The following is a 19,762-nucleotide window of genomic DNA, read 5'->3' as shown; positions in this document are numbered from 1 at the left end:
CCTGACGCACAGGTGAGTCACGGTGCGCGTGCGGATCCGCAGGCGAGCGTCCCCTCCGTGTCTCTCAAGCGGCCCGTGCGGGGCGGACGGCGGCCGTACCCAGCCGCTCGCCGCGCAGGACACGCAGGTGCAGCGCGGCCCAGGTGCGGTAGGGCCGCCAGTTCTCCGCGATCTCGGTGAGGCCGCGCCCCGGCCCGTACCGCTCGGCGACCTCCTCCTCCAGCCGGCGCTCCTGGGTCGGCAGGGTGTCCGGATGGCCGGCGCCGCGCAGCACGACGAGCTCGGCGGAGAAGACGCCCAGCCCCTTGACCTGCTGGACCTGCCGCACGGCCTCCCCGGGGCTCAGGGCGCGCAGCCAGGCGCCGTCGAGGAGTCCGTCGAGTGCGGCGTAGGTCACGGAGTGCAGGTATTCCGTCTTGCGCCAGGGGAGTTCGTAGTCCAGGCCGAGCAGGGCCTCGGGGGAGGGGAACGCGCCGCCCGTGCCGTAGCGGGCGATGAGGTCGTCACGCATGCGCCTGGCCGACGTCATCCCCGTGCGCTGGGTCAGCACCGCCCAGGCGGCGGCCTCGTACGGCGAGTGGAACCCGCACGGCCGCAGGCCCGGCCAGCGGGCCTGGACCTCGGCGATCACGGGGTCGCGCTCGGCGACCCCGGGCCAGCCGCGGGCATCGACGTCCAGGGACAGAAAGCGGCGCACCTGCTCGGCGGCGGCCACCAGATCGCCGTCTCCGGCCACCACGACCCGGGCCGTGCTGCCGTACTGGGTCACCTCCGCGCCGACACGGCGCCAGTCGGCGTCGGCGTGGAAGACCGTGCGCAGCGCCCCGCCGCCGCCCGCCGCCGAGGCCGGGCCCAGCGGTGCCATCTCCTCCCAGAACTCCCGGCTCGTGTCCAGCGACCACGGACCGGCCACCTCGAATTCGACTGTGTGCTGTGCCATGTCCGACCTCTTTTGCAGTGTGGCTGTGTCTCTGTGTCCACCACCTTGTCCGCAATACCTGACAAGTTCCGTCAACTATTCCGGCCTGATTCGGTCGGACAAGCGCGGCCCGCGCGAGGTGGCCGCCCCTCGCGCGAGCTGGAGGTACTGGTCAGCCGACGCCCGTCGCGGACCGCTCGGGGGACGGGCGTACGGACGCGGCGCGCTGGAAGGCGGGATGCTCGGCGAGGCGGCGCACATAGGCGCGAAGGTGGCTGTGCCGGGAGAGGGCGTCGGGTACGTCGAGATGAGTGAGCGCCACCCAGACGTCCACGTCGGCCGCGGTCAGCCCCTCGCCCAACACGTAGGTATGTGTGGCGAGTTGACGGTCCAGCAGATCCAGCGTCGCCGAACGGGCCGCCGGCCCAGCGGTGGATGTGACGTCCCGGTCGAGGAGTTCGCGCAGGGCGTCGATGTCCGCGGCGAGGGCCGGCGGGTGCAGCAGCGGGACGCATGCTTCGTCGTGGCCGGTCAGGAGACCCGCGAGATCGCGAAGGATGTGGGGGGTGTGGTTGCTGACGATGCGTCCGCTCCAGCGGTCGCACAGCGCGGGCGCGGTCAGCGGGCCCTCGTAGCGGTGCCAGGTGGCCTCGTAGGCGCTGCGCAGCGAGGCGCACGCGTCCGGTGTCTCGGTGGGGAGTGCCACGACGGTGGTGGCGACCGAGTCCTCGAGACCGAGCAGACCGAGGGTGATCGAAAGGCACAGCGAGCGCGGACAGTTCAGGGAAAGGTACAGCTGATAGCGGTGCGGCGCCGGGTAGAAACCACCGGCGGCGCCGACGCCGATGCGGGTGCACATGCCTGACGTGCCGGTGGTCGAAGCGCGCGAAACGGTCTTGGGCATGACTCTCCATGGGGGAACGACGAAGCCCCGGCCGCCTCTTGGGCGGCGCGGCGGAACGGAGTGACTGCGCTTGCGTACGGCTCGAAGAGGCCGGACTAGTACGCGCTGGAGACCCGCAACAAGTCGATGTGCAGGCGCCTCGTCAGGTTGTTCCTGTGCATTCCCACCGGTCCCGCCTCCAGGTCCCGCGAGTCGCGAGACCGCGCTTGCCCCACCGAAGGAAAACCCGCGTGCTGAGGCGCTGACAATCGTGACCGTCCTCGTCAGTGTCAGTGCGCTCCCTGAAGCCGTCAAGGACGCGTCCACCCGGTCTCACCACGTGGTCATCCGGGCCGGTGCACGTTGACATTGGTTTGCGGGCGTGCCTAACTTACGCCGCAGATCGGTCATGAGTGTCAGCGACAAGTCCTGGCTCACCGGCCGGAAACCAGCGATGGAGACGGCGATGCACGCAGCTTCGAGGAAGGCCGCACAGCGGCCCCGCGGCTGCGTCCTGCTGTGCGGCGACCGCTGCGTCGATCTGCTCCGCGTCAACAGCGCCCTGTGTACCGCTCCGGGCTGTGCCCGCTGTCAAGGCTGACGGCGTTCTGAATCTCTGAAGCGCACCGCCGCCGCGGTGCGCCCTCTGCCCGCCCAGCCCCCGGTACCGGCGTCTCCTCGCGCTCCGCCATCCGCAGCCGTCTCCTTCGTGCCGCGGTGCCGTCGCGTACGCCATGCCCCGGGGTGTCCCTCTCCGCTGGAGCCCTCATGAGTGAACCCCCTGGCGCCGCCGTGTCCCTCGCCGGGGCACCGCCCGCCGACTCCCCGTCGAAGCCGCTCACGGCTCAGCGAGTGCTGCCGCTGCGCAGGCCCGGCCGCTGGATCGGCACGGCCGTCGTCCTGGTCCTGGTCGCCCAGATCATCCACGGTCTGGCCACCAACCCGTTCTACCAGTGGGACCGTTTCCGCTACTGGTTCCTGCGCCCGACCATCCTCGACGGACTCGTCGTCACCCTCGAAGCGGCCGCGCTCAGCGCGGTGTTGGGGCTGCTCGGCGGCATCCTGCTCGCCGTCGCCCGGCTCTCGGGAAGCCCGGTGCTGCGCGCGGTGAGCTGGGTGTACACGTGGCTGTTCCGCTCCGTACCGCTGATCGTCGTCCTGATCTTCCTCTACAACTTCAGTGCCCTGTACCAGACGTTGAGCATCGGAGTGCCGTTCGGACCGGCCTTCTTCACCTTCGACGAGTCGCGGCTCGCCACCGACCTGACGGTCGCTGTCGTCGGACTCAGCCTCAACGAGGCGGCGTACGCGGCCGAGGTCGTCCGCGGCGGCATCCTCTCCGTCGACCAGGGCCAGCACGAGGCCGCGGCCGCGCTCGGCCTGCCGAAGACCTACCAGTTCACCCGGATCGTCTTCCCGCAGGCACTCAGGTCCATCACCCCCAACTACGTCAACCAGCTGATCGGCCTGATCAAGAGCACGTCCCTGGTGTTCTACGTCTCGCTGCTCGACCTGTTCGGCTCGGTACAGACGATGGGCAGCACCTATCCCGGCGACATCGTGCCGCTCCTGGTGGTCGCCACCGTCTGGTATCTGATCCTCACGAGCGCCGTGTCCGTCGTCCAGTTCTACGTCGAGCGGTACTTCGCCCGGGGCGCCACGCGCACCCTGCCGCCGACACCGCTGCAGAAGCTGCGGACCGGCCTCAGCGATCTGCGGGCCCGGCTGCGCAAGGAGGCCGCCGTATGACCACCGCCCAGACCCTCGACGTCAGTCCGGCCGCGCTCGAGGTCCATGACGTGCACAAGTGGTACGGGGCCCACCGGGTGCTCGACGGCGTCGACCTGACGGTGCGGCCCGGTGAGGTCACCGTCATCCTCGGCCCGTCCGGCTCCGGCAAGTCCACGCTGCTGCGAGTGATCAACCACCTGGAGAAGCCCGAGATCGGCTACGTCAGCGTCAACGGTGAGCTGGTCGGGGTACGACGCCAGGGGGAGCGGCTGAAGGAGCTCAGCGAGCGCGCCATCCTGAGCCAGCGCAGCCGGATCGGCTTCGTCTTCCAGAACTTCAACCTGTTCCCGCACCTGACCGTCCTCGACAACGTGGCCGCCGCGCCCGTGGCCACCGGGAAGCTGACCAAGCCCGAGGCCCAGGAACTGGCCCGCGAACTCCTCGGCCGGGTGGGCCTGGCGGAGAAGACCGGCGCCTACCCGCGCCAGCTCTCCGGCGGCCAGCAGCAGCGGGTGGCCATCGCCCGCGCGCTCGCCCTGCGCCCGGGGATCATCCTGTTCGACGAGCCCACCTCGGCGCTCGACCCCGAACTGGTCGGCGAGGTCCTGGCTGTCATCAAGGACTTGGCGACCAGCGGCACCACCCTCGTCATCGTCACCCACGAGATCGGCTTCGCCCGCGAGGTCGCCGACCGGGTCGTCTTCATCGACGACGGCAAGGTCGTCGAACAGGGCCCGCCCGCACAGGTGTTGGACCACCCGCGGCACGAGCGGACCCGGGACTTCCTCAGCAAGGTGCTCTGACCTCCCTTTTCAGCAACGCGCTCCAACGGGCGCCTCCCTCTTGCCGGTTCACCCCAGCCAACCCTCACCCAGGGACAAAGGACAGCCAGCCATGCCTACGTACTTCTCCCGACGCAGCCTGATACGCGGTATCACCGCGGCCACCGCCGTTGCCTCGCTCGCCGCCGGGCTCGCCGCCTGCGGAGGCGACAGCGACGCCGCCACGACGACCGACACCGCGGGCACGGTGACCGTGGGACAGCTGTCCAACGGGGCCGCCAAGCAGGCCGAGTTGAAGGTCTCCGAGGTGAAGTCGATCAGCGCGGAGCTGCCCGCGTCGGTCCGCAGGAGCGGCAAACTGGAGATCGGCGTCGGCGCCCTGCCCGACGGCTTCCCGCCCCTGGCGTACGTCGGCACGGACCAGAAGTCCCTCACCGGCGCCGAACCCGACCTCGCCCGCCTGGTCGCCGCGGTTCTGGGCCTCAAGCCCGAGCTGCGGAACGCCACTTGGGAGAACATGTTCGTCGGCATCGACAGCGGCAAGTTCGACGCTGCCTTCGCCAACATCACCGACACCGAGGAGCGCAAGAAGAAGTACGACTTCGCCTCCTACCGCAAGGACAACGTCGGTTTCGAGGTGCTCAAGAAGAGCACATGGAACTTCGACGGCGACTACGAGAACCTCGCAGGCAAGACCGTCGCCGTCGACAACGGCACCAACCAGGAGAAGATCCTCCTGGAGTGGCAGACCAAGCTCAAGAAGGAGGGCAAGCAGCTCACGGTCAAGAACTTCGCGAGCAAGAACAGCACCTATCTGGCGCTGACCGGCGGGAAGATCGACGCGTACTTCGCCGCCAACCCCGGTGTCGCCTACCACGTCACACAGACAGCCAAGTCGCCCAACCCGACGCGTAGCGCGGGCACGTTCTCCGGCGCCGGCGCGTCGCTGCAGGGCCTGATCGCGGCGACCACGAAGAAGGACAGCGGGCTGGCCAAGCCGATCGCCGACGCGATCAACCACCTGATCAAGAACGGCCAGTACGCCAAGTGGCTGTCCGCCTGGAACCTCTCCAACGAGGCCGTCACCACCTCCGAGGTCAACCCGGCCGGGCTTCCGCTCGACAACTCCTGATCACGGGAGCACTTCTGACGGCCCGTCGGCTTTCCTGGGAGCCGACGGGCCGTGAATCCGGCGAAGTCGCCGCGTCACCGCCACGGAGATCCGACACCCCATGTCCACCCTTGCCACTCCGCCTCAGCCGAAGGGCCCCGCGTCGCCGTCCCACGTTCTGGACAACGCGGCCTGGGCCGCGCTGACCGGTCCGCATGCCGCGTTCGCCGAGCGTGTCGGACGCGCCGCGGTCGAACTCGGCACCTATCCCGGCCTCCGGCACCGGGGCCGGCTGATCGCCATGGCCGGCGAGCGAAGCGAGATGGGGGTCCCCCGGCCGGAGGCTGGGGGAGGCTGCGCCCGCCCGGCTGGACCGAGATCAGCGCTGTCTGCACTCACCCGGACCACCGCGGCCGGGGGCTGGCCACCCGGCTGGTGCGCGCCGTCGCGGCGGGCATCAGGGAGCGTGGAGACACGCCCTTCCCGCACGCCGCCGCGGACAACACCGGTGCGATCCGGCTGTACGAGTCCATCGGCTTCACCCTGCGCCGCCGCAGGAACTTCCTCCTGGTCAGAACTCCCGGCACAGGGCCGGAACAGACGGCGTAGCCGGGCTGTTGAGATGGACGACGACACGAAGACGGCGCGGCCAGGGGCCCGCCGCGCCGGGAGGGCGGAGGTGACCGAGGTGCCGGGTGTGTCCCGACTCCCCGCCAAGGTCCTGGCGCCGCGCCGCCGCGTCCATCTGTACTCCCGGCCGCACATCGACCTGCAGCGCGTGGCCGGCGCGCTCTGTCGCTCCTGACCTGTCACCCCGCCGCCGCACCCTCGATGCCGAGGGTCCGGTGATCTCATACGGTCGATCAGGAAGGCACTCCTCCCGTGTCCTCACCGTCTTCGCTGTCCCCCTCCTCCGCATCCTCCGCCTCCTCCACCGGAAAACTGCACCTCGCCGTCGCGCTCGACGGCGCCGGCTGGCACCCGGCCGCCTGGCGCGAACCGGCGGCCCGCCCCCGGGAGCTGCTCACCGCCGCCTACTGGACCGACCTGGTCACCGAGGCCGAACGCGGGCTGCTCGACTTCGTGACGATCGAGGACGCGCTCGGACTCCAGTCCTCGCACCTCACCGAACCCGACGGGCGGACGGACCAGGTCCGCGGACGCCTCGACGCCGTCCTCATCGCGGCCCGCGTCGCACCGGTGACCAGCCACATAGGCCTGGTGCCGACCGTGGTGGCCACCCACACGGAGCCCTTCCATATATCCAAGGCGATCGCCACCCTCGACTATGTGAGCACCGGTCGTGCGGGCCTCCGGGTGCAGGTGTCCGCACGCCGTAACGAGGCCGCGCACTTCGGCCGCCGCACCTTCCCCCCATTCCGTTTCGAGGACCTGGAGAGCCCGGCGATCAGGGAGTTGGTCGTCGAGATCTTCGACGAGGCCGCCGACTACGTCGAAGCGGTGCGCCGGCTCTGGGACAGCTGGGAGGACGGCGCGGAGATCCGGGACGTCGCCACCGGCCGCTTCATCGACCGCGACAAGCTGCACTACGTCGACTTCGAGGGCCCGCGCTTCAGCGTCAAGGGCCCCTCCATCACCCCCCGCCCGCCGCAGGGCCAGCCCCTGGTCACCGCACTGGCCCACGAGACCGGGACGGGTGCGCCGTTCCGGCTCGTGGGGCGTTCCGCCGATCTCGGATACCTCACCCCGCACGACGCCGAGCAGGCACGTGCCGTCGTCGCCGCGGTCCGCGCCGAACAGGACGCGGCCGGTCGCTCCGCGGAGCCCCTGCATCTCTTCGGCGACCTGGTGGTGTTCCTGGACGACGACCCCGCCGCCGCGGCGGCGCGCCGGGAGCGTCTCGACTCCCTCGCGGGACACCCGTACACCAGCGACGCGCGGATCTTCACCGGAACGCCCGGACAACTGGCCGATCTGCTCCAGGAGTTGGGCCAGGCCGGACTGTCCGGCTTCCGGCTGCGCCCCGCCGTCGCCGGCCACGACCTCCCGGCGATCACCCGGGGCCTGGTTCCCGAACTCCAGCGCCGCGGCGCCTTCCGGGACTCGTACGAGGCCGACACCCTGCGCGGGCTGCTGGGGCTGGCCCGCCCCGCCAACCGCTATGCCGCCGCCACCGCCTGAGCCGGAGGGACCGTACGACCATGAGCAAGCCCCTGAAGCAGATCCATCTGGCCGCCCATTTCCCCGGCGTCAACAACACCACCGTATGGAGCGACCCGGAGGCCGGCAGCCACATCGAGTTCAGTTCCTTCGCGCACTTCGCGCGCACCGCCGAGCGCGCCAGGTTCGACTTCCTGTTCCTCGCCGAGGGACTTCGGCTGCGCGAACAGGGCGGCAGGATCTACGACTTGGACGTCGTCGGACGGCCCGACACCTTCACCATCCTCACCGCGCTCGCCGCCGTCACCGAACACCTCGGCCTGACCGGCACCATCAACTCCACCTTCAACGAGCCCTACGAGGTGGCCCGCCAGTTCGCGAGCCTCGACCACCTCTCCGGCGGGCGCGCCGCCTGGAACGTCGTCACCTCCTGGGACGCCTTCACCGGCGAGAACTTCCGCCGTGGCGGCTTCCTCCCGCAGGAGGAGCGCTACTCCCGGGCCAAGGAGTTCCTCACCACCGCGAACGAACTCTTCGACTCCTGGCACGGCGACGAGATCCTCGCCGACCAGGAGAGCGGCACCTTCCTGCGCGACGCGAAGGCCGGAGCCTTCGTGCACCAGGGCCAACACTTCGACATCGAGGGGCAGTTCAATGTTCCGCGCAGCCCGCAGGGCCGCCCCGTCGTCTTCCAGGCGGGCGACTCGGACGAGGGCCGCGAATTCGCCGCGTCCAGTGCAGACGCGATCTTCAGCCGGTACAGCACCCTGAAGGAGGGGCAGGCGTTCTACACGGACGTCAAGGGCCGCCTGGCCCGCCACGGCCGCACCCGCGACCAGCTGCTGATCCTGCCCGCCGCGACCTTCGTTCTCGGGGACACCGAGGCGGAGGCGGAGGAACGCGCCCGCGAGGTGCGGCGTCAGCAGGTCAGCGGCGCCACCGCCATCAAGCATCTGGAGTTCGTCTGGAATCGCGACCTGTCCGCGTACGACCCGGACGGTCCGCTCCCCGACATCGACCCCGACCTGGGCGAGCACACCATCGCCCGCGGTCGCGCCCAGGTGCGCATGTACCGCGACCCGCTGGCCACCGCCCGGGAGTGGCGGGAGCGTGCGGCGGCCAACAACTGGTCGATCCGTGACCTGGTCATCGAGACCGGCAACCGGCAGGCCTTCGTCGGCTCGCCGTCCACCGTCGCCGAGACCATCAACTCCTTCGTCCAGGCCGACGCCGCCGACGGTTTCATCCTCGTCCCGCACATCACCCCCGGCGGCCTCGACGCCTTCGCCGACACCGTGGTCCCGCTGCTCCAGGAGCGAGGGGTCTTCCGCACGGAGTACGAGGGCACCACCCTGCGCGACCACCTCGGCCTGGCGCACCCCGACGCGGCGGCACCGGGCGAACGGGTCGCGTCGTGACGTCATCGGTCGTCCTTGATCCATCAGGGTGAACAACACCGGACGTAGGAGCGAAAAGATAAGAATATCGGGCCGGTCCCGCTGACGATGATCGCCGGCGGGACCGGTCGGTCTCCGCCCTCGCGCACTCACGTACCGAGGTGGAGACATGCCCAGCACGCGCAGACGACGGACAGGGAACCGGCTTCTCGCGCTGCTGACGGGCTGTCTGCTGCTGGGCACCGGCGGCACGTTGCCGTCGCTCGCGGCCGCCCCGTCCCGGGCCGACGAGTCGACGATCTCGGTCGACAACCTCCGCACCGGCTGGGACCAGAACGAACCCGGCCTGGCGCCCTCCCAGGTGACCAGCTCCGACTTCGGCCAGCAGTTCTCCACGGCCGTGGACGGTCAGGTCTACGCCCAGCCGCTGGTCGCCGGCAAGACCGTGGTCGCGGCCACCGAGAACGCCAAGGTGTACGGGCTCGACTCGGCGTCCGGGAAGATCAACTGGACGAAGAACCTGGGCGCTCCCTGGCCGGCCTCGGCGATCGGCTGCGGTGACCTGGTGCCGAACTTCGGGGTGACCTCGACCCCCGTGCACGATCCGGCGACCAACACCGTCTATCTCACCGCCAAGATCAACGACGGTGCCGACGTCCAGCACCCCAACTGGTACGTCCACGCGCTGAACGCCACCACCGGCGCCGAGCGCAGCGGGTGGCCGGTGAAGGTGCAGGGCGCCCCGGTCAACGACCCCAGCCATCCCTTCAACCCGTTCACCGCGGCCCAGCGCCCCGGCCTGCTCCTGATGGGCGGATCGGTCTACGTGGGCTTCGCCTCGCACTGCGACTTCGGCCCGTACGTCGGCTACGTCCTCGGCGTCAACACCACGACCCGCAGCACCACCCTGTGGGCGACGGAGGACTCCTCCGCCAACGGCATGGCCGGCATCTGGATGAGCGGCGGCGGCCTCGTCTCCGACGGCCCCGGCCGGATCTTCGTCTCCACCGGGAACGGCATCTCCCCGGCGCCCGGCCCCGGTTCGAAGCCGCCGGGCCAGCTGGCGGAGTCGGTGGTCCGGCTCGGGGTCAACAGCGACGGCACGATGTCCGCCCAGGACTTCTTCAGCCCCAGCAACGCCCCGACCCTCGACACCAACGACACCGACCTCGGCTCCGGCGGACCGATGGCGCTGCCCGACGCGGCATTCGGGACCAGCCAGCACCCTCATCTGATGGTGGAGATCGGCAAGGACGGCCGCCTCTTCCTCCTCGACCGGGACAACCTCGGCGGCCGCAGCCAGGGGCCCGGCGGCACCGATGCCGTGCTCAGCACCTTCGGCCCGTACGAGGGCGTCTGGGGGCACCCGGCCGCGTACGGCGCCGAGGGCGGTTATGTGTACACGATCGGCAGCAGGGGCCCGCTGCGTGCCTTCGCCTACGGCGTCAACGGCTCGGGCCAGCCCTCACTGACCAACACCGGTACCAGCACCGGCACCTTCGGCTACACCTCGGGCTCGCCCGTGATCACCTCCACCGGCACCACGCCGGGCTCCGCCCTCGTCTGGGCGATCTACACGGACGGCTCCAACGGCGCCAACGGCCAGATCCGCGCGTACGACGCCGTACCGGTCAAGGGAAAGCTGAACCTGCGCTTCTCCGCCCCGATCGGCACCGCGTCCAAGTTCGCCGTGCCGGCCACCGACGGCGGACGCGTCTACGTCGGCACCCGGGACGGCCATGTGCTCGCCTTCGGCCGGCCGTCCACCACCGCGCTGACCGGCAGCCCGGTCGACCTCGGCCAGGTGGCCGTGGGCAGCACCGGCGAGGCCACGGCGAAGGTGACCGCCACCCAGGACGTGACGATCACGGCGGTGGGTACGCCGTCGGGCAGTCAGTTCTCCGCCGCGCCCACCGGTCTGCCGGTCACCCTGCACGAGGGCGACACCTACTCGGTGCCGGTCTCGTTCGCGCCGACCACCCCCGGGGCGGACAGCTCGGTGCTGACCTTCACCACCGATGCCGGCGCGATCGGTCTCGGGCTGACCGGCTACGGGACCCGGCCCGGCCTCACTGCCTTCCCGGCCGATCTGGCCTTCGGCACGGTGGCCACCGGCACGGCCAAGACCCTGGGGGTGACCTTCACCAATACCGGTACCGAGGACGAGACGGTCTCCGCGAGCAGCGCACCGGACGCCCCCTTCAGCGCGGACGGCCTGCCTGCCGACGGCACCGTCGTCCAGCCTCAGCAGTCCGTCACCGTCCAGGTGAAGTACGCCCCGACGACCGCCGGCGACGACCCGGGGGAGCTCTCCGTCACCGGGCAGAACGGCACCGCGACCGTGGACCTCACGGGCACGGCGGTGACCGGCGCGGCGCGGCTGACGATCACTCCGACCTCCACCGACTTCGGCAACGTCGCGGTCGGGAAGTCGGTCACCAAGACCTTCGACATCAGCAACACGGGCAACATCCCCCTCACCATCACCAAGGCGAAGGCACCCGCGGCCCCGTTCAACGTGACCAATCCGCTGAGCGAGGGCCAGGTCATCGGCCCGGAGGACGTGATCCACCAGGCCGTCACGTTCTCCCCGACCGCCCTCGGTGAGGTCACCGGCACCTACCAGTTCACCTCCGACGACGGCCGGGGCCCGCAGAACGAAGCCCTCAAGGGCACCGGGACCGCGCCCGGCCGGGTCACCGTCCCGGCGCCCGGAGCGGGCGGCTGGAAGCTCAACGGATCCGCGCAGCTCTCCGGCAACGACCTCCAGCTCACCCAGACCGGCGCGTACCAGGCGGGCTCGGCGGTCTTCCCAGTGCCGGTGGCCACCGACGGCCTCAGGGCGGCGTTCACCACCGTCATCGGCGGCGGCACGGGCGCCGACGGACTCACGTTCGGCCTGCTGGACCCGGCCCGGGCCACTCCCAGCGCCCTGGGCACCGACGGCGGCGGGCTCGGCTGGGCGGGGAAGCCCGGCGTGGCGATCACCTTCGACACCTACCGGGGCGGCAGTGACCCGTCGTCGAACTTCGTCGGCATCACCACCGCCACGAGCGGCGGCGCCCTCACCTACGTGGCGACCACGACCAACGTGCCCAACCTTCGCTCGGGCCCGCACGCCGTCGCCGTCGCCATCACCGGGAAGACCCTCACCATCTCCATGGACGGCGTCCGGCTGCTGAACACGACAGTGGCCTCGCTGCCCCCGACGGCCCTGCTGGCCTTCACCGGCGCGACCGGCGGGCGGACCGACATCCACACGGTCCGGGACTCGGTCATCACCGCGACCTCATACGCGGTGCCGCCGCCCGGACCCAACGGCTGGACCCTCAACGGCTCCGCCGCGCTCTCCGGCACCGACCTGGTGCTCACCAAGACCGTTCAGAACACCAAGGGCTCCGGTGTGCAGGCGACCGCCGTACCGTCGGCGCGACTGAAGGCGACCTTCACCGCCGCGATCGGCGGCGGAACCGGCGCCGACGGCCTCGCCCTCCTGCTGCTCGACTCGTCCAAGGCGACTCCCAAGGCGCTGGGCGGCGGCGGAGGCGGCCTCGGCTACGCGGGACTGCCGGGCATCGCCATCACCCTGGACACCCACCGCAACACCGGCGACCCCTCGGCCAACTTCGTCGGGGTGGCCACCGGCGGGAACGGGTCCCCCTTCACCTACGCGGCCACCTCGACCGCCGTTCCCGCCCTGCGGACCGGTACGCACGTCGTCGACGTGAGCGTGACGACCGCCGGGCACATCCTGGTGAGTGTGGACGGCACGCAGGTCATCGACACCGCGGTGACCCTGCCGCCGAACGTGCTGGTCGGATTCAGCGGAGCCACCGGCGGTTCCACGGACAACCACACGGTCAACGGCGTCAAGGTCACCTACTGAGGATCCGGCCGACCGACAGACCGCCGACGGGCCGACAGACCGCCGACCGTCCCACAGAATTGAGGAGAGCGTCATGCGCAGACGGGTCACCCCCCTGCTGGCCGCGATCGCCATCGCGTCCTGCCTGGGCCTGCCACATCCCGCGGTGGCGGCGCCCGAACCCCTGCCGCTGACCGTCATGGTCGCCGACACCGACACGATGGGGCGCGTCCTCACGGATCCGGACGGGCGCACCCTCTACACCTACGACGTGGAGAAGTCCGGGACGGTCGACTGTTCCGGCTCCTGCACGGACACCCGCAAGCCGCTGCTCAACCCGCCCGGCACGGAGCTCCGGCTGCCGCCGGGCATCGCCGGGACGCTCGGTACCGTCGCACGACCCGACGGCGGCGACCAGGTGACGTATGACGGCTCCCCGCTGTACTCGTACACCGGCGACCTCCAGCCGGCCGACACCAACGGCGTCGACCTGTACTGGCATGTGATCAACCCTCGGAACGCGCCGGTACCGGCCGAGAGGACAGGCTGACGGGACCGGGAAGCCGGCGCAGCGGCAGTCGGGCGGCAAGGGGTGCCGCGCCGCCGACGGCCTTTCGGCCGCCCTGGCGCCTCAGCCACGCGATGTCGCGCCCGAACGACCACACCAGCGACGCGAGGGCCAGCAGCACGGCCCCCGCGGTCGCCTCGCGCGGCAGGATCCCGGCGCCCGCGACGAGCAGCACGATGCCCTGCAGTGCCGCCACCGTCTTGCGCGCCATGCTCGGCGGCAGCGCGCCGTTCAGCCACGGCAGCACCCGGGCGGCCGCCACGAACGCGTACCGCATCGTGCCGATCAGCAGCACCCACGGGCCGAGCGACATCGCGACGTACACGCTCAGCACCAGGATCAGGAACGCGTCGACCTCCATGTCGAAGCGGGCGCCCAGCGCGGAGGAGGTCCCGGTGCGCCGGGCGACCTTGCCGTCGACGCCGTCGAGGATCAGGGCGACCGCCGTCAGACCGACCAGCAGACTGACCGGGGGCGAGCTCTGGAACGAGTCCGCGACCAGGGCGGTGACGCCGCCGACCAGGATGGCCCGGCCGAGCGTCACACGATTGGCCGGGCCGAACGAGCGGGGCTGCGAGCGGCGCAGGGCGCGGGTCAGTACCGCCCAGGTGGCAATGGCGAAGGCCAGGCCGGTCAGCCAGCCCGCGGGTCCCATCCCGATCGCCGTGCCCAGCAGGACCAGCAGCAGGAGCTGCACACCGGCTCCCACGATGGTCTCCTGCTGAGGGAGCCTCGCGTCGTATGTGTTGTTCAGGGCCACCGCACATCCTCCGGCCGTATGACAGAGTCGATCAACGCCGCGTACAGTGCGCGGCTTGTCACTGCTCCGTACGTGAAGATCTGCTGAATCGTTCAGGGGGACGCTCATGGAACTCTCAGCTCGCGCCTTCTGGCTCCGGTCGCCCGGGCACGGCGAGATACGGGATGTCGCCGTTCCGGCACCCGCCGAGGGCGAGGTGCTGGTGCGCACGCTCTTCTCCGGGGTCAGCCGGGGCACCGAGACGCTCGTCTTCCGCGGGGGTGTTCCGGAAAGTCAGCATGCTTCGATGCGTGCACCGTTCCAGGACGGGGATTTCCCCGCACCGGTGAAATACGGCTATCTGAGCGTCGGCCGAGTGGAGGACGGACCCGAGTCGCTGCTCGGCCGGACCGTCTTCTGCCTGTACCCGCATCAGACCCGGTACGTCGTCCCGGTGAGCGCCGTAACGGTCGTACCGGACGCGGTCCCCGCCGCACGCGCCGTGCTCGCCGGGACCGTCGAGACCGCGGTGAACGCCCTCTGGGACGCCACGCCGCTGATCGGCGACCGGATCGCCGTGGTGGGCGGCGGCATGGTCGGCTGCTCCGTCGCCGCGCTGCTCGCCCGCTTCCCGGGCGTACGCGTCCAGCTCGTCGACGCGGATCCCTCCCGCGGTGAGATCGCGCGGGCGCTCGGCGTCGACTTCGCGCTCCCCGGGGACGCCGAGGGCGAGCGCGACCTCGTGGTGCACGCCAGCGCCACCGAGGCGGGACTCACCCGGTCGCTGGAACTCCTCGCCCCGGAGGGGACCGTGCTGGAAATGAGCTGGTACGGCGACCGGCGCGTCAGCCTGCCGCTGGGCGAGGCCTTCCACTCGCGGCGCCTGGTCCTGCGCAGCAGCCAGGTGGGTTCCGTTTCCCCGGCGAGCCGGGCCGGCCGGACCTACGCCGACCGCCTCGCGCTCGCCCTCGAACTGCTCGCCGAACCCGCCTTCGACGCGCTGATCACCGGCGAGTGCGGCTTCGGGGAACTGCCCGGCGTGATGGCCGAGCTGGCCTCCGGATCGATACCCGGCTTGTGTCACCGCGTGGTCTACGACGACGTTTGAGTCCGGAACAACCTGCCTGACCTCTGAAGACTTCAAAGAAAGGGGAACAGGCAGCTGAACAAGGAGAACGGGGCAGCCGTACTACACGACGTGCCCCCGGCAGGGGATCAGACGCACCGCACCTGGAGGGTCGTCCGTTGTTCAGCATCACCGTCCGCGATCACCTGATGATCGCCCACAGCTTCCGTGGCGAGGTCTTCGGACCCGCGCAGCGCCTGCACGGGGCGACGTTCCTGGTGGACGCCACGTTTCGCCGCGCCGAGCTGGACGACGACAACATCGTCGTCGACATCGGTCTGGCCACCCAGGAACTCGGCGCCGTCGTGAGCGAGTTGAACTACCGCAATCTCGACAGCGAGCCGGACTTCAAGGACACCAACACCTCGACGGAGTTCCTGGCCAAGGTCATCGCCGACCGCCTCGCCGACCGCGTCCACGCCGGGGCACTGGGCGCGGGCGCCCACGGCCTCGCGGGCATCACGGTCACGCTGCACGAGTCGCACATCGCCTGGGCGAGTTACGAGCGTGCCTTGTGACCGACACGACCATGGACCGGGTATCCCTGACCGGTGACCAGGCCGCCCTGAGCTACGTGCCCCCGCAGTACACGGCCCCCAAGAACGCCGAGATCATCCCCATGTCCCTGCGCTCCGTGCACTTCGTCATGCCGGGCGGTGTCGACGACCCGGCCGCGCCGAGCGGCGGCAACGCCTACGACCGGCGGCTCTGCCTGGACCTGCCCGGCTTCGGCTGGCAGGTCCACCGGCACGCCGTCGCGGGCAGCTGGCCGAGTCCCGCGTCCGCCGCCCGCACGGAACTCGCCCGTACGCTCCGTGACTTGCCGGACGGCACGGTCGTCCTGCTGGACGGACTCGTCGCCTGCGGCGTCCCCGAGATCATCGTTCCCGAGGCCGAACGGCTGTGCCTCGTCGTGCTGGTGCATCTGCCGCTCGGCGACGAGACGGGTCTCGCGCCCGCGGTGGCCGCCGACCTGGACGCCCGGGAACGCACGACGCTGCGCGCCGTGTCGGCCGTCGTCGCCACCAGCGACTGGGCCGTCCGCCGGCTCGTCGCCCACCACGGGCTCGCCCCCGACCGCGTCCATGTCGCCGCGCCCGGCGCGGACATCGCGCCGCTCGCCTCCGGCACCGACGGCGTCTCGCGGCTGCTGTGCGTCGCCGCCGTCACCCCGCGCAAGGGACAGCACCGGCTGGTCGAGGCCCTCGCGTCCGTCACCGACCTGCCCTGGAGCTGCGTCTGCGTCGGCGGCCTCGGCCAGGACCCGGCCTATGTCGCCCGGCTTCGAGCGCTGATCGAGCAGCACGGCCTCGGCGACCGGCTGCACCTCGCCGGCCCGCAGGCGGGCGCGGAACTCGACGCGAGCTACGCGGCGGCCGACCTCATGGTGCTCACGTCCTACGCCGAGACGTACGGCATGGCCGTCACCGAGGCGCTCGCCCGCGGGATACCGGTGCTCGCGACGGACGTCGGCGGCCTTCCCGAAGCGGTCGGGCGCGCCCCCGACGGCGGGGTGCCCGGCATCCTCGTACCCCCGGAGGACCCGGCGGCCCTCGCCGCGGAACTGCGCGGCTGGTTCGGCGAGGCCGACGTACGGCGCCGTCTGAAGGCGGCCGCGCGAGGACGCCGGGCGGCGCTGGACGGCTGGGCGACCACGGCCCGGAGCCTGGCCGGAGTGCTCGGCCGGCTTCCCCGGGAACCCCGGAGGGCGGCGTGAGTACGGCCACGACCCCCGCGGGGGTGCCGGGACGGGACGCGGCGGTGTCCGACGCGTCCGGGAAGATTGCGAGGACGGGTGTGCCTGGTCAGCGGGTCGGTGCGGCCGATGCCGACGAAGTCCCTCGATATGCCCCCCAGTGGCTTCAGTTGCGCGAGGGCGCCGACGCCGCCGCGCGGGCGGCCGAACTGCTCGACCCGTTGCGCATCCGGCTGGCGAACCGGCCGGGGCGCGGCGGCGACCTGGTCATTCACGACCTCGGCTGCGGAACCGGCTCCATGGGCCGCTGGCTCGCCCCCCGCCTCGACGGCACCCAGCACTGGATCCTGCACGACCGGGACCCCTACCTGCTGCACTTCGCGACCGTCGGGGCTCCCCGCGCCGCCGCCGACGGCAGCCGCGTCACGGTCACCACGCAACGCGGTGACATCGGCAGGCTGACCGCCGACGCCCTCGCCGGCGCCTCGCTGGTGACGGCCTCCGCGCTGCTCGACGTGCTCACCGGCGAGGAGATCGACCGGCTCGCGGCGGCCTGCACGGGCGCCGGGGTCCCGGCCCTGCTGACGCTGTCCGTCGTGGGGCGGATCGAACTCGCACCGGCCGACCCGCTCGACGCCGAGTTCGGCGAGGCGTTCAACACCCACCAGCGCCGTGGCGAACTCCTCGGCCCCGACGCCATCACGGCGGCCTGCGAGGCCTTCGGCCGGTACGGCGCGACGGTACGGGTGCATCCCAGCCCCTGGCGGCTCGGCCCCGACGAGGCCGCGCTCACCGAGGAGTGGCTGCGCGGCTGGGTCGGCGCGGCCTGCGAGCAGCGGCCCGACCTGGCGGCGCGTGCGGAGTCGTATCTCCACTCCCGCCTGACGGCGTGCGCCGCGGGCGAGTTGCGGGTGGTGGTCCACCACAGCGATGTGCTGGTGCTGCCCGGGCCGACGGGCGGTGCGGTGTGAGCGCCGGGGTGGAGGCCGTGGCGGTGGACGCGGGCGTGGTCCGCACGCGTACGGACGGCGCGAGCGAGCGCGAGGACCTCGCCTCCGGCACGGCCGGCCCGGCGCGCGCCCGGCTCGGCTCCCGTCGGCTCCGCACCCACCTCGGCACGGTCGCCGGTGTCGTCATCCTCGGTGTGCTGCTCTGGCGACTGGGCACCGGTGTCTTCCTGGACGGGCTGCGGCGGATCGACGCCGTGACGCTGCTGGCGGGGCTCGGACTCGGGCTGCTCACCACGGTGTTCAGCGCCTGGCGGTGGTGTCTGGTGGCGCGCGCACTGCGGATCCGGCTGCCGCTGGGAGCCGCCGTCGCGGACTACTACCGGGCGCTGTTCCTGAACGCGGCGCTGCCCGGCGGGGTGCTCGGCGACGTACACCGTGCCGTCCGGCACGGTCAGAGCGCCGGGGACGTCGGCCGCGGAGTACGGGCGGTGGTGCTCGAACGGACCTCGGGGCAGGCGGTGCTGGTGGCCGTCGGGGCGGCGGTGCTGCTCACCCAGCCGTCGCCGGTGCTCGCCGAGACCCGGCACTTCGCGGTGATCCTGGCGATCGTCTCGGCGTGCGGAGTGGTGACGGTGGGCGCCGTACGCAGGGGCCGGGCCCCCGGTCGTACCCAGCGCTACGGAGCCGTCCGCGCCGCACTCGCCGAGGCGCGCGGCGCGCTGCTCGCCCGGGGCAGCTGGCCCGGGGTGCTGCTCTCGTCGGTGCTGGTGCTGGCCGGTCACCTGGCCATGTTCGTGCTCGCCGCCAGGGTCGCCGGATCCGCCGCGTCCGTGGCTCAGTTGATGCCGCTGGCGCTGCTGGCCCTGCTCGCCATGGGGCTGCCGCTGAACGTCGGCGGCTGGGGCCCCAGGGAGGGCGCGACCGCCTGGGCGTTCGGTGCCGCGGGGCTCGGCGCGAGCATGGGCCTGACCGTCGCCGTGGTCTATGGAGTGCTCAGCTTCGCGGCGAGCCTGCCCGGCGCCGTCGTCCTGGTCGTCCGGTGGTGCGCGGCGCTCCGGCGCCCCCGGGAGGAGAGCGCGGGAGGGCACGATCAATGCGTCAGCAGGGACACATACGCCTCGAAGGAATCGGTCAGCGCCGCCAGCAGTTCCTTTCCCTTCTCGGCGGAAGCCAGCGAGGGACGGCCGATGACACCGGAATCGGTATAGGCCGACATGCCGACGGTGAGCAGATGCCGCCGGTCGTCGGCGGTGAAATCGGAGGTCTCGTAACCGGCTTTGACCAATTCCGGATGGGCGTGCAGAAGAATGGAGGTCTCGATTTCTCCCGCATGCATATCGCTGAGCAACGAGGTCTGCACACCTGCCCGTTCCCGCGCCGCCTCCCAGTCCTCCATGGCCGGGAAAAGCGCCATACGGGTACCGCTCCCCGCGGATTCCTGAACCACATTCCCCAACACATAGTTCCCGCCATGCCCGTTGACCAGCACCAGGGTGTCGACGCCCGACCCCCGCAGCGAGCCGGCGATGTCCCGTACCACCGCGTGGAGCGTGACGGAAGAGATGCTGACGGTCCCCGGCCAGGCCGCGTGCTCGTGCGAGCAGGAGATCGTCACCGGAGGAAGGAGATGGACCGGATACGCGGCGGCAACCTCCCGCGCGATGGCGCACGCCACGAGCGTGTCGGTCGCGAGCGGAAGGAACGGACCGTGTTGTTCGAAGCTGCCGACGGGAAGGACGGCGACCTGACGGGCGACACCGGCCCCCCGTTCCCGTACATCCTCCGTGGTGTCCAGCGGCAACAGACCGGATACCGTCGAGCGCGTTCCCGAACTATCCATGTTTTCACGGCCCTTTCGACTCTGCTTAGGAACC

18 protein-coding genes and 1 pseudogene are annotated in these 19,762 nt (G+C 71.3%); 14 read left to right on the top strand and 5 right to left on the bottom strand.

Translation table 11 applies throughout. The annotated features are described in order from the left end of the window. Positions 1-64: 64 nt before the first annotated feature. The 3 genes from OIC96_RS06935 to OIC96_RS49825 all read right to left on the bottom strand — a co-directional run bounded on the left by OIC96_RS06935 (position 65) and on the right by OIC96_RS49825 (position 1,984). Positions 65-940, bottom strand: a complete 876-nt coding sequence (locus OIC96_RS06935) for a DNA-3-methyladenine glycosylase family protein (RefSeq protein ID WP_330308743.1) — start codon at positions 938-940, stop codon at positions 65-67. A gap of 151 nt (positions 941-1,091) precedes the next feature. Beyond that, on the bottom strand, positions 1,092-1,823 hold the full coding sequence (locus tag OIC96_RS06930; RefSeq protein ID WP_330308744.1) for a glutathione S-transferase family protein: 732 nt from the start codon (positions 1,821-1,823) through the stop codon (positions 1,092-1,094). A 95-nt stretch (positions 1,824-1,918) separates the two neighbouring features. Further along, positions 1,919-1,984 carry a putative leader peptide gene (locus OIC96_RS49825; protein ID WP_369265667.1) on the bottom strand — a complete coding sequence of 22 codons (66 nt, stop codon included), beginning with the start codon at positions 1,982-1,984 and terminating at the stop codon, positions 1,919-1,921. A gap of 586 nt (positions 1,985-2,570) precedes the next feature. On the opposite strand from OIC96_RS49825, the gene OIC96_RS06925 reads away from it, so the two are divergent. From OIC96_RS06925 to OIC96_RS06885, 9 genes and pseudogenes are all read left to right on the top strand, one after another. Beyond that, the gene (locus OIC96_RS06925; RefSeq protein WP_330308745.1) at positions 2,571-3,551 is read left to right on the top strand and encodes an amino acid ABC transporter permease; all 981 of its coding nucleotides are present in this window, start codon (positions 2,571-2,573) and stop codon (positions 3,549-3,551) included. Beyond that, positions 3,548-4,336: an amino acid ABC transporter ATP-binding protein gene (locus OIC96_RS06920; RefSeq protein WP_330308746.1), complete on the top strand. Its 789-nt coding sequence runs from the start codon at positions 3,548-3,550 to the stop codon at positions 4,334-4,336. Before OIC96_RS06925 ends, OIC96_RS06920 begins: the two co-directional genes overlap by 4 nt. A gap of 91 nt (positions 4,337-4,427) precedes the next feature. Continuing rightward, positions 4,428-5,447, top strand: coding sequence for an ABC transporter substrate-binding protein (locus OIC96_RS06915; protein ID WP_330308747.1), 1,020 nt, complete (start codon positions 4,428-4,430; stop codon positions 5,445-5,447). A gap of 100 nt (positions 5,448-5,547) precedes the next feature. Further along, positions 5,548-6,035: pseudogene (locus tag OIC96_RS06910) on the top strand (GNAT family N-acetyltransferase). A gap of 13 nt (positions 6,036-6,048) precedes the next feature. After that, complete coding sequence (locus OIC96_RS06905; RefSeq protein ID WP_330308748.1) at positions 6,049-6,231, top strand: putative leader peptide; 183 nt, start codon at positions 6,049-6,051, stop codon at positions 6,229-6,231. A gap of 77 nt (positions 6,232-6,308) precedes the next feature. Beyond that, positions 6,309-7,568, top strand: a complete 1,260-nt coding sequence (locus OIC96_RS06900) for an LLM class flavin-dependent oxidoreductase (protein ID WP_330308749.1) — start codon at positions 6,309-6,311, stop codon at positions 7,566-7,568. Between the two features lie 20 nt (positions 7,569-7,588). Beyond that, on the top strand, positions 7,589-8,965 hold the full coding sequence (locus OIC96_RS06895) for an NtaA/DmoA family FMN-dependent monooxygenase (protein ID WP_330308750.1): 1,377 nt from the start codon (positions 7,589-7,591) through the stop codon (positions 8,963-8,965). A gap of 148 nt (positions 8,966-9,113) precedes the next feature. After that, positions 9,114-12,830: a choice-of-anchor D domain-containing protein gene (locus OIC96_RS06890; RefSeq protein WP_330308751.1), complete on the top strand. Its 3,717-nt coding sequence runs from the start codon at positions 9,114-9,116 to the stop codon at positions 12,828-12,830. A gap of 73 nt (positions 12,831-12,903) precedes the next feature. Further along, the gene (locus tag OIC96_RS06885) at positions 12,904-13,359 is read left to right on the top strand and encodes a COG4315 family predicted lipoprotein (RefSeq protein WP_330308752.1); all 456 of its coding nucleotides are present in this window, start codon (positions 12,904-12,906) and stop codon (positions 13,357-13,359) included. Here the strand turns inward: OIC96_RS06885 and OIC96_RS06880 are convergent. Beyond that, positions 13,316-14,137, bottom strand: a complete 822-nt coding sequence (locus OIC96_RS06880; protein WP_330308753.1) for a CDP-alcohol phosphatidyltransferase family protein — start codon at positions 14,135-14,137, stop codon at positions 13,316-13,318. The two genes, OIC96_RS06885 and OIC96_RS06880, sit on opposite strands and share 44 nt — an antisense overlap. Positions 14,138-14,243: 106 nt before the next feature. On the opposite strand from OIC96_RS06880, the gene OIC96_RS06875 reads away from it, so the two are divergent. The 5 genes from OIC96_RS06875 to OIC96_RS06855 all read left to right on the top strand — a co-directional run bounded on the left by OIC96_RS06875 (position 14,244) and on the right by OIC96_RS06855 (position 19,096). Next, complete coding sequence (locus OIC96_RS06875; RefSeq protein WP_330308754.1) at positions 14,244-15,224, top strand: zinc-dependent alcohol dehydrogenase; 981 nt, start codon at positions 14,244-14,246, stop codon at positions 15,222-15,224. A gap of 137 nt (positions 15,225-15,361) precedes the next feature. Further along, complete coding sequence (locus OIC96_RS06870; protein WP_326784542.1) at positions 15,362-15,760, top strand: 6-pyruvoyl trahydropterin synthase family protein; 399 nt, start codon at positions 15,362-15,364, stop codon at positions 15,758-15,760. Between the two features lie 11 nt (positions 15,761-15,771). Then, entirely contained in the window at positions 15,772-16,959 is a 1,188-nt protein-coding gene (locus tag OIC96_RS06865; protein ID WP_330310363.1) for a glycosyltransferase family 4 protein, read from the top strand. Continuing rightward, the gene (locus OIC96_RS06860; RefSeq protein WP_330308755.1) at positions 16,956-17,909 is read left to right on the top strand and encodes a class I SAM-dependent methyltransferase; all 954 of its coding nucleotides are present in this window, start codon (positions 16,956-16,958) and stop codon (positions 17,907-17,909) included. Before OIC96_RS06865 ends, OIC96_RS06860 begins: the two co-directional genes overlap by 4 nt. 8 nt (positions 17,910-17,917) lie before the next feature. Next, entirely contained in the window at positions 17,918-19,096 is a 1,179-nt protein-coding gene (locus tag OIC96_RS06855; RefSeq protein WP_406502295.1) for a lysylphosphatidylglycerol synthase transmembrane domain-containing protein, read from the top strand. Here OIC96_RS06855 and OIC96_RS06850 read toward each other — a convergent pair. Further along, positions 18,979-19,728 carry a creatininase family protein gene (locus OIC96_RS06850; RefSeq protein WP_330310364.1) on the bottom strand — a complete coding sequence of 250 codons (750 nt, stop codon included), beginning with the start codon at positions 19,726-19,728 and terminating at the stop codon, positions 18,979-18,981. The genes OIC96_RS06855 and OIC96_RS06850 overlap by 118 nt on opposite strands. Positions 19,729-19,762: the final 34 nt, after the last annotated feature.

The organism is Streptomyces sp. NBC_00775, from assembly GCF_036347135.1.
Taxonomy (GTDB): domain Bacteria; phylum Actinomycetota; class Actinomycetes; order Streptomycetales; family Streptomycetaceae; genus Streptomyces; species Streptomyces lutosisoli.
This window is presented reverse-complemented; position numbering and strand designations above follow the sequence as displayed.

Coding starts and splice junctions, on each gene's coding strand:
- OIC96_RS06935 (WP_330308743.1), bottom strand. CDS start 940: ATGGCACAGCACACAGTCGAATTCGAGGTGGCCGGTCCGTGGTCGCTG.
- OIC96_RS06930 (WP_330308744.1), bottom strand. CDS start 1,823: ATGCCCAAGACCGTTTCGCGCGCTTCGACCACCGGCACGTCAGGCATG.
- OIC96_RS06925 (WP_330308745.1), top strand. CDS start 2,571: ATGAGTGAACCCCCTGGCGCCGCCGTGTCCCTCGCCGGGGCACCGCCC.
- OIC96_RS06920 (WP_330308746.1), top strand. CDS start 3,548: ATGACCACCGCCCAGACCCTCGACGTCAGTCCGGCCGCGCTCGAGGTC.
- OIC96_RS06915 (WP_330308747.1), top strand. CDS start 4,428: ATGCCTACGTACTTCTCCCGACGCAGCCTGATACGCGGTATCACCGCG.
- OIC96_RS06905 (WP_330308748.1), top strand. CDS start 6,049: ATGGACGACGACACGAAGACGGCGCGGCCAGGGGCCCGCCGCGCCGGG.
- OIC96_RS06895 (WP_330308750.1), top strand. CDS start 7,589: ATGAGCAAGCCCCTGAAGCAGATCCATCTGGCCGCCCATTTCCCCGGC.
- OIC96_RS06890 (WP_330308751.1), top strand. CDS start 9,114: ATGCCCAGCACGCGCAGACGACGGACAGGGAACCGGCTTCTCGCGCTG.
- OIC96_RS06885 (WP_330308752.1), top strand. CDS start 12,904: ATGCGCAGACGGGTCACCCCCCTGCTGGCCGCGATCGCCATCGCGTCC.
- OIC96_RS06875 (WP_330308754.1), top strand. CDS start 14,244: ATGGAACTCTCAGCTCGCGCCTTCTGGCTCCGGTCGCCCGGGCACGGC.
- OIC96_RS06865 (WP_330310363.1), top strand. CDS start 15,772: ATGGACCGGGTATCCCTGACCGGTGACCAGGCCGCCCTGAGCTACGTG.
- OIC96_RS06850 (WP_330310364.1), bottom strand. CDS start 19,728: ATGGATAGTTCGGGAACGCGCTCGACGGTATCCGGTCTGTTGCCGCTG.